This is a genomic window from Cupriavidus sp. AU9028, assembly GCF_019795295.1.
In the GTDB taxonomy this organism is placed as follows: Bacteria; Pseudomonadota; Gammaproteobacteria; order Burkholderiales; family Burkholderiaceae; genus Cupriavidus.
The window spans coordinates 163,495-174,776 of the sequence record NZ_JAIMCG010000002.1; the positions used below are offsets into that span (position 1 = coordinate 163,495).

Genomic DNA, 11,282 nt, shown 5'->3' on the forward strand with positions numbered 1-11,282 from the left:
TCTTCGGGCAGCGCCTCGGCGGACTGGCCGTCGGGCTCGGAGTCATCGCCGCCACCGGGCTCGGAGAACGAGAGGCCGGTCTCCGGCTCGGCGCCATCGACATGGTCCGATCCCTGTTGCGCCCGCGACCGTAGCGCCAGCACCATGACGAACGCCGTCATGGCGAAGCCGATCACGATCGCGGTCAGCACCAGCGCCTGCGGCAAGGGATCGGCATAGCTGGCCCCTTCCGCGATGATGGGCGGCTTGCCGGTGGACAGCCGTCCCATGCCGAGCAGGAACAGCGTGACCGCATAGGTCAGCAGGGTCAGCCCCATCACCACGGTAAAGGTGCGCGCCCGCAGCACCAGGTAGATTCCACAGGCGGCCAGCATGCCGACCGCCGAGGCATAGACAGCTTCCATCAAGGCTCCTTGGGATCGGCCACGGCGACCTGTACGGTCCGGCGAGAGGCGGGGAACGGGTACCAGTCCGAATGGCGGCGCTCGCTGCCGCGCTTGTCACGTACTCCCAGATGGGACACGATCAGCATCACCGTACCCACGACGGTCAGGTAGACGCCAAGGTCGAACAGCATTGCCGTCGCCAGCTCGACGTGTCCGAGCACGGGCAGCTCGAAGTGGCCGAAGGCGGTGGTCAGAAACGGCCGGCCGAACACCAGGCTGCCGAGCCCGACCAGGCCCGCCAGCGCGATACCGGCGCCGCCGATGGCGCGGTAGGGCAGCGCGATTCGCTCCTCGGTCCATAGCACGCCACTGGCCACGTATTGCAGCAGCAGCGCGACCGAGGTAACAAGCGCCGCCACGAAGCCGCCGCCGGGCAGATTATGACCGCGCAGCAGCAGGAAGACCGACACCAGCACCATCAGCGGCAGCATCAGCCGCGCCAGGATCGCCAGCAGGAGCGGATGCGGCTGGCCTGCCCAGGGATACCCGCCCGGGCCGGTGTCCGGACCTTCCAGCCGCAGCCCCTTCATCAGCGAATGGACCGCCAGCCCGGCAATCAACAGCACGCAGATTTCGCCCAGCGTATCGAAACCCCGGAAGTCGACCAGGATGACGTTGACCACGTTGTGCCCGCCGCCGCCCGGCACGCTCTGCTCCAGGAAGTAGCCGGCGATGGTCTGGCCTGGCTGGGTCATCAGCGCGTAGGCAGCCACGCCGATCGTTCCGCCCACCGCCACCGACAGTGCCGCGTCGCGCAGGTACCGGGCCGGCGTCGCACCCTCGGACTGATGGGTAGGCAGGAAATACAGCGCCAGCACCAGCAGCAGGATCGTCACCACTTCGACCGAGATCTGGGTGAGCGCCAGGTCCGGCGCCGAAAAGCGGTTGAACAGCAGCGACACCAGCAGACCGCAGAAGCTGAGCAGCACCAGGGCGATCACGCGCTGGCGGTAGGCCATCACGACGGCAAGGGCGGCAAAGGCGAGCATGCCCAGCAGGACCACGGTCGGCACGTCGACCGCCATGGCAATCACCTCCTGCGGCGGCCATTCCAGCGCCGCCAGGTGATAGGCGGGAAGCAGCGCCAGCGCGGCGATCAGCCATGCCACATAGTCCTGCAGGCGGCCAGTCTCCAGCAGCGACACGCCGCGCGCGCAGGTGCGCTCCACCCACGCCACCCCTTCCTCGAAGCGGTCGCGCGCGCTGACCGCGAACTCGCTGACCTGGTATTGACGGAAGGAATCGCGCCGCAGATAGAACAGCGTGCCGCCTGCCGCCAGCGACAGCACGCTCATCGCCAGCGGCACGTTCAGCCCATGCCATGGGCTGAGGCTGTACAGCGGCAGGGGCGGCCCCATGGTGCCCCGCGCCGCGGCATCGAGCAGCCCGCCCACCGTATAGGCGGGCAGCAGACCGACCACCAGGCAGATCACCGCCAGGATCTCCACCGGGATCTTCATCAGCCGGGTCGGCTCGTGCGGCGGGTACTTGGGCAGCGAATCCGGTTCGCCATCGAAGAAGACGCCGTGGATGAAGCGCAACGAGTAGGCCACCGTCAATGCGCCCGCGCTGGTCGCCACCAGCGGGATCACCCAGTTGAAGGGCCCGAGCAGTCCTTGCGCCAGCGTCTCGCCGAAGAACATCTCCTTGCTGAGGAAGCCGTTGAGCAGCGGCACGCCTGCCATCGACAGCGAGGCGATGATGGCGAGCAACGCCGTGTGCGGCATGTAGCGGCGCAGCCCGCGCAGCTGCCCGAGGTCCCGCGTGCCGGTCTCGTGGTCGATGATCCCGGCCGCCATGAACAGCGAGGCCTTGAACACCGCGTGGTTCATGATGTGGAACAGCGCCGCGACGGTACTCAGTCCGGTGTCGAGCCCGAACAGCAGCGTGATCAGTCCCAGATGACTGATGGTCGAATAGGCCAGCAGCCCTTTCAGGTCGCGCTGCAGCAGCGCCATGCCGGCGCCGAGCACCAGCGTGGTGAGTCCCGTGAAGCTGAGGATGTAGAACCACCATGGCGTCCCTTCCAGCACCGGATAGAGCCGCGCCAGCAGGAACACGCCCGCCTTGACCATGGTCGCCGAATGCAGGTAGGCCGATACCGGGGTCGGCGCCGACATGGCGTGGGGAAGCCAGAAGTGGAAGGGAAACTGCGCCGACTTGGTGAAGACACCGATCAGCACCAGCATCAGCACGACAGGATAGAACGGGTGCTTCTGCACCGTACCCGCATTGGCGAGCACCACCGACAGCTCCATGCTGCCGCAGATGCGCCCGAGCAGCAGCACGGCGCACAGCAGTGCAAGGCCGCCGCCCCCGGTCACGGTCAGCGCCATGCGCGCGCTCTTGCGCGCATCGGAGCGGTAGGACCAGAAGCCGATCAGCAGGAAGGAAACGATGCTGGTCAGCTCCCAGAACATCACCATCAGCAGCAGGTTGCCCGACAGCACCACGCCGAGCATCGCCGCCATGAACAGCAGCAGCAGCGCGTGAAAGCGCGTGCTCGACGCGCTCCTGCCCATGTAGTAGCGAGCGTACAGCAGCACCAGCACCCCGATGCCGAGCACCAGCAGTGCGAACGCGAAGGCCAGCCCGTCCAGCCGCAGGGTCAGGTGCAATCCGGCGGCATCGAGCCATTGCACATGCCAGATCCGCACGCCGCCGGCGAAGATTTCCCCTTGCAGCGTCGCCAGCATGCCCAGCGCGGCCAGGGGCCCGCCGAGCGCGACAGGCGTCACCAGCCGGGTGAAGCGCCGGCCGAACCAGGGCAACAGGGCCGCTGCCAGCAGTGGCAGCGCAATCAGCGAAAGCACGACCATGCAGGGTCTCGCCAGCGTTCTCAGGATTGAATGGGACGACGCGGCAGGAACCGCGCCACGAAGCGATGCGCCGGCCGACGACGCAAGCACAAGGGTCTTGCGCAGGGCGGGAAAGGCGCTGCATATCGGACAGGCTAGATGGGCGTGGACCCGCCTGCAACACGAGCGGCATGAGAGAGCGCCGCAGCGACCCCCGCCCGCAATCGATCCGTCCCCCTGCACGTTGCGTGCCCAGCACTGCAATAAGAGAGGACCGCAACGACCGCGCCAGGTTCCCTCGACGCCATCCGGGTTACTCCGAGGCTGTTCCGCGAGCCCGCGTCTACATATACTGGCTAACGCCCCGCCCTGCCCGGCGGATCCGCACAGGCCCAACAAGACCGGAGAGTACGGATGCCGACGACGGAACAATACCTGGCGACACAGGAGTCCCGCCGTGCCGGGTTGCGCGCGCTGCGCGCGGCCCTGCTGAAATCCCACAAGGAGATCATCCAGTACGACCGCGCAGAGTACGAGCGGCTGCATGGCCGCATCCCGGCAGGGCAGTTCGTGCAGATCGTCACCGAGGACCGCTACTTCCGCTGGCTCGACCCGCTGTCACGGCTGATCGTCGAGATCGACGAAGAACTCGATGGACCCGAGCACCACGACGACACCTGCCGCGCCGTGGCTTCCGCCGCGGAACGGCTCTTCAGCCAGCGTGGCGATCCGCTCTTTCGCCAGCGCTACCAGGGCGCACTGCAGGACGAACCGGCCGTGACCGTCGCGCACGGGCAGCTGATGTCCGTCATCGCCCAGCTGCGGCAGCTGTAGCGGCCGCCGCCCGCATCGATTGCTGTCCTGGCAAGACAACGGGCGCCCGAAGGCGCCCGTCATGCGGCATCGTCCACCAGGGACGTGCCCTTCCTCGCAAGGCGATCAGTTACCCGGTGGACGTTCGTTCTCGACCGCCTCGGGATCGATCGAAATCGGGTCGCTGGCGGGGAAGGTCTCCTCGAGTGCCTCGTCCAGAGTGCGCTCGCCCTTGTCCTCGCCGGTGCCCGGCTTGTTCTGTTCGTCGGAAGGCCTGCGTTGCTGCGTCATGCTCCTCTCCTTCGGGCCGCCAGTGCGGTCCCGGGTTTCGTCCTGCCCCGAGGGGGCAAGGAGCCGGCACCGCCATCCCGGCAGTGCCGGCACCGATCACGAATTGGCGCGATAGCGATTGCGCAGATCCTTGACCAGGTCGTGATTGCGCAGCACGCCCTGATACTGGCGCTCAACCAGGGCACGCACTTCGAAGCTCAGGTCATCGTTCTGCAGTGCATCCGCATACTTCTTCTTGGCCACGTCCTCGCCGCGCTCGCACTCTTCCAGGATGGCGGTATCGGTGCGATCGGCCACCGCGCTGCGCAGGCTGACCCAGCCGCGGTGCAGCGCACCGGCGACGCTGCCGTCTTCCTCCGGACGGCCGCCCAGCGCGATCACCTGCGACTGCAGCTCGCGGATCGCCGTATTGATCTCGGCGGCGCGCTTGGTGAACAGCTCCTTCAGTTCCGGGTTGGTGGCGTCCTCGGCGGACTTCAGAAAACCCTGCTCGCCGTCACGCGACACTTCGATCAGATCGTTCAGCACGGAAATATTCTTGTCTGCCATGGCGGTTCCTCATCTCGTGATGCCGCAAGCGCGGCATGGGTATCGAAACGGCGCGCCGCGCAAGGCAGCGGCCCCTTGTGATCACGATAAGAGAAGCGCCTTGACGGGACTGTAAGGCGCCCTCGCAAGTCCCTGTCGGCCATCGGCCTACAGAGCCTTTCAGCAAGAATAGAAGAGATTCCGAAAACGGTGCCAGCTGGGCCGCGGCGGGCGCGGGAAACGCGCGCGGGAGCGGTTTTCAGTCGAGCAGATGGCCCAGGCGAACCCGCTTGGTCGCCAGGTATTTCTCGTTCTCGGCGTTGGACGGGACGATATGGCGCACCTGTTCCTGCACGACGATACCGGCTTCCTCCAGTTGCTGCCGCTTGCGCGGGTTATTGCTCATCAGCCGGATCGATTGCACGCCCCATTGCCGCAGCAGGTCGGCGGCGAAGGCATAGCTGCGGGCATCGATGGCCTGGCCCAGCGCCAGGTTGGCGTCCACCGTATCCAGCCCGCCGTCCTGCAGGCCGTAGGCGCGAATCTTGTGCCCCAGCCCGATGCCGCGCCCCTCGTGGCCGCGCAGGTAGAGCAGGATGCCCTGCCCTTCCTCGGCGATGCGCTCCAGCGCCAGGGCCAGTTGCTCGCCACAGTCGCATCGGCACGAACCGAACACGTCGCCGGTCAGGCATTCCGAATGCAGGCGGGTCAGCACACCCTCGCCCTTGACTTCACCCATCGTCAGGGCAAGGTGTTCCGTGCCGCTGGTCACGCCACGGAAGGCGTGCGCGGTAAATTCGCCGAACTTGGTCGGAAGCCTGGCCGCGCCAATCAGCGTGATTTCGGTATCGTTCATATTGTTTGGCCGGCCGTCGCCACCGCCGCTGCGGGAAGCCCATGCAGCAGGCGGACGGGACGGTCCGGTACGTCAGTCCTTGCGCGTGCGAACGCGCACCACCGCCAAGGATACCGCGAATTGCCGACACCCTCCGGTCGACCGCATCGAACGCGATCGCGTGTAGCCCCAGCACATGCCTTGTAAAAGTGACAGGGGCCTGCCATGCCCGGAGGACGCGCCCGCCCCCCCGCCGCGGCGGCCTACAGGATCGGCGCGAACAGCTTGGCCACGTGCATCGCCATACGCCGCCAGGCCGGCGCGTCGAGAAACTCGTCCGTGCCGATCTCGCGCGCCTGGGCAAAATCGGCCAGCAGCATGCCCTCGACCTGGGAGGCGAACTTGCGGTCGGCGGTCAACAGCATCAGCTCGAAATTGAGCCGGAACGAACGGTTGTCCAGATTTGCCGTGCCGACCGCCGCCAGTTCGTCGTCGATCAGCATGACCTTCTGGTGCAGGAAGCCCGGCCGGTAGCGGTAGATACGGATGCCGGCCGCGGTGGCCTGGTGCGCATACAGCGTCGACGCGGCGAACACCACCCGGTGATCGGCGCGATCCGGCAGCAGGATCCGCACATCCACACCCCGCAACACCGCCAGGCGCAGCACCGCGAACACCGCCTCGTCCGGCACGAAGTAGGGCGAGGTGATCCAGAGCCGCTTTTTCGCCCACTGGATTGCCTCGACGAAGAACAGCGAACACGTTTCCTGGGAGTCGGCCGGCCCCGTCGGCACCACCTGGCAGACCATCTGCCCGGCCGGCGCGGACGGCGGCAGCAGCAGCGTCGGCACCTGCCGCTCCGCCCAGTACCAGTCCTCGGCGAAGGTCATCTGCAAATCCAGCACCGCCGGACCCCGCACGGCAACGTGGGTGTCCCGCCAGGGCGCCAGCGGGGGGCGCAAACCCAGGTATTCGTTGCCCACGTTGTGACCGCCAAGGAACGCCAGTTCGCCATCGACCACGACCAGCTTGCGGTGATTGCGGAAGTTGAGCTGGAACCGGTTGACGAAGCCGCGATGCGGGGCAAAGGCACTGACGGCGACACCGGCGTCGGCCAGGCGCCGCACATAGTGGCGCGGCAAGGCGTGGCAGCCGATGCTGTCATAGAGGAAATAGACGCGCACCCCGGCCGCGGCCCGTTCGCACAAGGCGGCCGCCAGGCGCCGGCCCAGTTCATCGTCATGGACGATGAAGAACTGCACCAGCACCACCCGCCTGGCCCGCGCAATCGCCCCGAGGACGGCGTCGAACGTCTGGGTTCCGTTGACCAGCAGGTCGACGTGGTTGCCGGACAGGCAGGCCAGGCCGGTCAGCCGGGACAGTGCAAGCATCCCGGGCTGGGACGGTGTCCTGACGATCGAGGCTTCCTGGTCGCGCGGGGGCTCCATCCCATCGCGCAATTCGCGCATCTGCGCGCGGTAGAAGCGGCGGGCATTGACATAACCCACCAGGTTGCTGCTGCCGAACACCAGGTAAGGCACCAGCGCGACGTACGGGATCAGCAGCAGCGAGCCGGCCCAGGCTATCGCCCCCGGCGCGGTACGCACCGTCATGACGGCGTGCATCGCCGCCAGCGCGCCGACGACATGGGAGCACAGGACGAGGGTCGCGACAACGCTGGCAGTGGAGAACTCGACCATCCGTACGGAACCGGGTGAACGCCTTGACCGACATTGTGGCATGGCCTCCGCACCCGGTGAAGCGGGCTGCACGTCGGCAGCCCGAGCGGCGAGGACCGCACAGCGACCTGCGCCAGGGGAGTTGCCACTTTTTTGTGCACGCCGATGCGAAAACGCCGCAGCGCAGGCTCGCGCCGCCCCGGCCCCGCGTTATCCACACAAATTGTGGATAACCTGTCTCACCTCGGCCGAGGGTGAGCGCAGCCCCCGGCCGTCGCCTACACCTCGCCGATCAGGGCGACCCGCCCGCGCGTCAGCTCGACCAGGGCGAAGCCGTCGGCGCTCTTCTTCGCCTCCCGCTTGGCCGCGGCCGCCGCCGTGGCGATATCGCTGCTGCCCACCCTGCCCTCCAGCGTCTGCGGCAGGTTGCCGGCGACCCGGACGGAGCCGATCGCCAGGGTGACCAGCGGGAAAAAGGTGGTGCGGCCGTGCCGGTCCTCTCCGTGGATGCCGCCCGCCGCCCGGTCGGACGCATCGTAGAGGGCGCGAGCCGCCTCGTTGAAGCGGGCGATGGCCGAACGGGCACGGGCCGCCCAGTCCGGGCTCTGGAACAGCAGCAGAAAGTCGTCCCCGCCCACATGACCGAGAAAGTCGCGAGCCGGGTCGCAGACGTCGGCGAGGATGGCCGCCGCGCCCTTGATCATTTCGTCGCCTTTCCAGTACCCATACACGTCGTTGAACGGCTTGAAGTGATTCAGGTCGGCATAGCAGGCGCAGAACGGCGCGCCGGCGTCGAGCAGGCGCTCGATATGCCGGTTCAGCGGGATATTGCCGGGCAGCAGGGTCAGTGGATTGGCATAGCGTGCCGCCTCCATGCGGATCTCCGTCACCGCCCGGATCAGATCGGCGCCCGTGGCCAGGCCGACATAGGCGCCGCCTTCGGTGATGACGAAGCCATCGGCGAGGTCCTGCTGGCTGCCCTGCGCCAGCACCTGTGCCATGGTTTCGATGGTCGCATTGCGCTCGAAACACACCGGCTGGCGATTGGCCAGCAGGATGCAGGGCTTGCGGCCGAACAGCTCCCGGTGGTACGGGGCCGCATAACGATCGATGAAGCGCTGCCGGCCGATCAGCCCGACCGGCACGCCGTGGTCATCGACCACCGCCAGCGCATGCAGCTCGGCCTGGGCATGGAATAGCGACAGCACCTCGTTGTTGGACTGGTTCGGCGCCACCGTGGGTGCCTCGCGCAGCAGCCTGCCGGCGTCAGAACCGGACCAGTTCGACCGCACGGCCTGCGGAAACACCGCGATCTGCGCCGACCCCAGGGCATTGGCGATGTCCTCGCCGATCGCCCGGGCCGGCTCGGCCAACGGCCGCCCCAGATGGAAGCCCTGTCCGAACGGCACGCCGAGGTCGCGCAGCACGGCCAGCTCGTCCGCCGTCTCGATGCCCTCGGCGATCACGCTGGCGCCCAGCGTGCCGCCCAGATCCAGCAGGCTGCGCATCACTTCGAGCGTGCGCGAGCATTCGGCCACGCCGCGAACCAGCGACTTGTCCAGCTTGAGGAACTGCGGCTGCAGCGCGATCAGCAGATCGAGGTTGGCGTGGCCGCTGCCAAAGTCGTCCAGCGCGTAGCGCAGGCCCTGCTCGTGCAGCAGCCGCAGTGCGCGCGCCAGCGCGGTGGGATCGCCCACCCGTACCTGTTCGGTCAGTTCGAGCACGACGCGCGAAGCCGGCACGGTGTCGCGCAGCAGCTCCCCCATGGCTCGCCCGCCATCGGCGAGCAGATGCCGCAACGAGGAGGCGCTGAAGTTGATGAACAACAGACCCGGCAGCATCAGCTCGGCAAAGCGGGTCAGTGCCAGGCGCGCGGCGCGGATCTCCAGGCCAACCGTCTCCTCGACGTTGCGGGCCAGCCGGAACAGCGCATCGGGCGAGGCCAGATCCGTTCCCTGCGGGCCGCGCAATAGCGCTTCGTACCCCAGCAGCTCAGCCGATTCGAAGACCACGATCGGCTGGAACACGGTATGAAGGGGCGGCAGGCGTTCAAAGACCGCAACGGCGGAGGCAGGGGCGGCGACGGACATAGGACAGGTGCAGAGTGAGGCAAGCGGCCTGAGCTTGTCCCCCTTTTGTGACAGTCACATGACGCATCACAAAATCCATTGAAGTCTCATCTAAGTCACATAGAAGTCATTCGGATGGGCGAGGATAGCCATCCAACCATGCTGAACTCAGGAAGCCAGGAAGCATGCTACGTGCGTTCACCCTCTCCCTCCCCCGCCCCCGCACGCGTTCCCCGCGCCTGGGCGCCTTCGTCGCATCGTTACGCCGGTTGCCGCTGGTCGCGCGCATGGGCATCGCCTTCGTGCTGGTGTACGTCACCGGCGCCACCGCCGGCATCACCGGTATCGTCAACCTCGTGTCCGTCAAGGAGATGACGGACACGCTGTATCAGCGGGACATGCGCGGCGCGGTTGCGGCCGAGCAGGCCCGTGCCGAACTGGCGCGGGTCGCACATGGCCAGCTCGCGCTGACGATGGCGACCAGCACGGCGGAGCGCGACACGGCCGCCGGCACCATCGGGCAGGCGCAGGCGGCGCTGGACGCGACACTCGAACAGGTCGGCCAGGCCGCGCCAGAGCTGGCCCCGAAGCTGGCGGACGAGCGTGACAAGGTCCGCCACGCGCTGGACGGCTACGTCGCGCTGGTGCAGAAACAGCCGCTCGACCAATTGCAGTTCGACAGCGCCGTTTCCATCGAGGCTCACTTCCTCGCCGAGCGGCTCGGCGCACTCGCAACCCTGGTGGAGACGGCCCGCGATGGACTGGGCCAGCAGGCCGCCGCCACGGTAGCCGCGGTCGCCGGGCGACAGCATCGCGCGCAGTGGCTGACCGCCGGCATGCTGCTCGCCAGCCTGCTCGCCGCGGCGCTGCTGGCCGCACTTGCCGCCCGCGCGCTGTTGCGGGAGCTCGGTGGCGAACCGAGCGAAGCCGCGGACGCGGCGCGGCGTATCGCAGAGGGCGACCTGACGGAAACGATCCGCGTGCGCCCCGGCCGGGAAGGCAGCCTGCTGCACGACCTGGCGGGCATGCGGGACGGTCTGGCCGCCCTGCTGTCGAGCATCGACGCCTCGGCGCGCCAGATCCACCATGACACGGAAGGCATTGCTGCCGCCAACCGCGACCTGGCCGAGCGCACCGAGCGGCAGCTGGCGGCGGTCGATCAGGCATCGGCCAGCATCGACGAGCTGCGCGGCCTGATCGAGCAGGTGCACCGGGGCGCGGGCGAGTCCAGTGCCATGGTGGAGCAGACCCGGGTGGCGAGCACGCGGGGCGCGGACGTCGTCCGGCAGATGCGCGCGTCCATGGACAACGTGCAGGCGCACTCCCGATCGATCTCGGAAGTGGTGACGATGCTCGAGAGCATCGCCTTCCAGACCAATCTGCTCGCCCTGAACGCGGCCGTCGAGGCCGCCCGCGCTGGCCCCGCCGGGCGCGGCTTCAGCGTGGTTGCACACGAGGTGCGGGCGCTGGCCGAACGCAGTCGGCAATCCGCGGGAGAAATCGGCGGCCTGCTGCGGCAGACCACGGAGGAGATCGGCGCCGGCGCACGGCTGAGCATCAGCGTCGAGCAGGCGATGGCGGCCATCCACCACGCGGTCGGACAAAGCCATGCGCTGGCCGAGCAGCTCAATGCGCTCGCCCAGCAGCAGGCCGCGGGCATCGCCCGGGTCGACACCGCGCTGGAGGGATTGGACGCCACCAGCCAGCAGAATGCGGAACTGGTTACCACGGTCGCCGCGCAGGCGGAATCGCTGGACCGGCAGGCAGCGGAACTGGCGGCGGACGTCGGCCGCTTCCGGTATTGACGAGCCGTCGGTCCGCCT

Annotated in this window: 8 protein-coding genes and 1 pseudogene; 2 read left to right on the top strand and 7 right to left on the bottom strand. The window is 67.8% G+C overall.

Translation table 11 applies throughout. The features are described from left to right. Positions 1-77: 77 nt before the first annotated feature. Both K6V06_RS03035 and K6V06_RS03040 read right to left on the bottom strand, forming a co-directional pair. Positions 78-404, bottom strand: a pseudogene (locus K6V06_RS03035) (Na+/H+ antiporter subunit C); the annotation flags it as partial. Beyond that, the gene (locus tag K6V06_RS03040) at positions 404-3,265 is read right to left on the bottom strand and encodes a monovalent cation/H+ antiporter subunit A (RefSeq protein ID WP_222240105.1); all 2,862 of its coding nucleotides are present in this window, start codon (positions 3,263-3,265) and stop codon (positions 404-406) included. The pseudogene K6V06_RS03035 and the gene K6V06_RS03040, both read right to left, overlap by 1 nt. A gap of 393 nt (positions 3,266-3,658) precedes the next feature. Between K6V06_RS03040 and K6V06_RS03045 the strand changes: the two genes are divergently transcribed. Then, positions 3,659-4,078: a hypothetical protein gene (locus K6V06_RS03045; RefSeq protein WP_222240106.1), complete on the top strand. Its 420-nt coding sequence runs from the start codon at positions 3,659-3,661 to the stop codon at positions 4,076-4,078. Positions 4,079-4,183: 105 nt separating this feature from the next. Here K6V06_RS03045 and K6V06_RS03050 read toward each other — a convergent pair whose 3' ends face one another. The 5 genes from K6V06_RS03050 to K6V06_RS03070 all read right to left on the bottom strand — a co-directional run bounded on the left by K6V06_RS03050 (position 4,184) and on the right by K6V06_RS03070 (position 9,480). Continuing rightward, the gene (locus K6V06_RS03050; RefSeq protein WP_222240107.1) at positions 4,184-4,348 is read right to left on the bottom strand and encodes a hypothetical protein; all 165 of its coding nucleotides are present in this window, start codon (positions 4,346-4,348) and stop codon (positions 4,184-4,186) included. A 96-nt stretch (positions 4,349-4,444) separates the two neighbouring features. Further along, positions 4,445-4,897, bottom strand: coding sequence for a PA2169 family four-helix-bundle protein (locus tag K6V06_RS03055; protein ID WP_222240108.1), 453 nt, complete (start codon positions 4,895-4,897; stop codon positions 4,445-4,447). A 238-nt stretch (positions 4,898-5,135) separates the two neighbouring features. Continuing rightward, on the bottom strand, positions 5,136-5,732 hold the full coding sequence (gene ribA / locus K6V06_RS03060) for a GTP cyclohydrolase II (protein WP_222240109.1): 597 nt from the start codon (positions 5,730-5,732) through the stop codon (positions 5,136-5,138). A 242-nt stretch (positions 5,733-5,974) separates the two neighbouring features. Beyond that, on the bottom strand, positions 5,975-7,411 hold the full coding sequence (gene cls / locus K6V06_RS03065; protein ID WP_222240110.1) for a cardiolipin synthase: 1,437 nt from the start codon (positions 7,409-7,411) through the stop codon (positions 5,975-5,977). Positions 7,412-7,668: 257 nt separating this feature from the next. After that, complete coding sequence (locus K6V06_RS03070) at positions 7,669-9,480, bottom strand: phosphodiesterase (protein WP_222240111.1); 1,812 nt, start codon at positions 9,478-9,480, stop codon at positions 7,669-7,671. A 164-nt stretch (positions 9,481-9,644) separates the two neighbouring features. Here K6V06_RS03070 and K6V06_RS03075 point away from each other — a divergent pair, with 164 nt between their 5' ends. Next, complete coding sequence (locus K6V06_RS03075; RefSeq protein WP_222240112.1) at positions 9,645-11,264, top strand: methyl-accepting chemotaxis protein; 1,620 nt, start codon at positions 9,645-9,647, stop codon at positions 11,262-11,264. Positions 11,265-11,282 lie beyond the last annotated feature (18 nt).